General features: G+C 68.1%; 2 protein-coding genes. Both read right to left on the bottom strand.

Annotation, left to right across the window (positions count from 1 at the left end; genetic code table 11):
- Positions 1-25: 25 nt before the first annotated feature.
- Entirely contained in the window at positions 26-553 is a 528-nt protein-coding gene (locus ACFW6B_RS41160) for a transposase (protein ID WP_386605074.1), read from the bottom strand.
- Positions 550-1,089, bottom strand: coding sequence for a winged helix-turn-helix domain-containing protein (locus ACFW6B_RS41155; protein WP_386605072.1), 540 nt, complete (start codon positions 1,087-1,089; stop codon positions 550-552). The genes ACFW6B_RS41160 and ACFW6B_RS41155 overlap by 4 nt, the downstream gene beginning before the upstream one ends.
- Positions 1,090-1,155 lie beyond the last annotated feature (66 nt).

The raw sequence follows: 1,155 nt of genomic DNA, 5'->3' as shown, positions 1-1,155 counted from the left end.
TACTGACCTTCAAAGCGTGATGTCGTCATGGCAGCTGGCGGCGAAGGCCAGTGCCGGTGAGGCAGCCGTCGAGGACGTCGTGGCGGTATTGGAGCTGGCGTAAGCCGCGCCGGACGGCGGTGATCAGGTCGTCGGGGTCGGCGAACGCGCGGTTGGCCGTGGTGGTGCGTCGCAGGACCGACCAGATGCCCTCGACCGGGTTGAGGTCGGGTGCGTAGGGCGGGAGTTGGTAGACGGTGAGCCAGTCACGGTCGGCGATGTAGCGGCGCATACCGGCGGTGAGGTGGGTGTTCAAGTTGTCCCAGACCAGCACGATCGGGCCGCCGAGCTGCTGGTGCGCGGTCTGGATCAGGTCGCGGTAGTCCTTCCAGGAGAAGCTCTTGCGCCCGTCGGGCCGCGCGTCGGGGCAGGGCCGGTAGATCAGCCGCGACCGTTCGCCGGTCTTGTAGCAGACCAGGGCGGCGACCGATAAGCGGCGGCGTGAGCGGCCCCGGACGCGGACGATGGGGGTGTGGCCGCGGCGGGACCAGGTGCGGGTGGTCGGCGGCGTCATCGAGAATCCGGCTTCGTCCTCGAAGACGAGCCAGGCGTCGAGCGCCGCCGCGGTCCTTCCACCTGGGGCCAGGTCTCCTTCACCCAGCCGGCCACCAGGGTCTCGTCCCGCTCGATCGCACGCCGGGCCGGCACCTGGCAGCTCCAGCCGTGCCGCTTGAGCAGAGCAGCCACCCCTTGCACGGTGTAGCTCTTGTGGAACCGGCGTCCGATCAGCGTCTTGATCCGCGACAGGGTCCAGGTCTGGTCCGGCCAACCGTGCGCCACCGGCCCCTTGACCAGCTCCCGCTCGAGGGCGGCGAACAGTTCGTCACTGAGCAGCGGCAGCGACGCCGAGCCCTTCGAGGCCAGAGCTCTCGGTCCATCCTGCGACCAGGCCTTGCGCCAGCGCTGTACTGACCGGACGCTGACCCGCAGGTCGTGGGCGATGACTGTGTTCTCATCGCCCTGTCTGAAGCGTTCGGCCGCTTCCAATCGCAACTTCTCGCGGAAGGACCGCCGTTCGTCGGTCAGCCCGCCCCCTTGCGGATACCTCATGTCGTCGGCATACCGCAGGGATCACGAAACGTCAGCTACTGCGACACCACGCTTTGAAGGTCAGTA

The organism is Streptomyces sp. NPDC058751, from assembly GCF_042746485.1.
Lineage (GTDB): Bacteria > Actinomycetota > Actinomycetes > Streptomycetales > Streptomycetaceae > Streptomyces.
The sequence above is the reverse complement of the archived record's forward strand: the minus strand, read 5'-3'. Positions and strand labels throughout refer to the sequence as shown.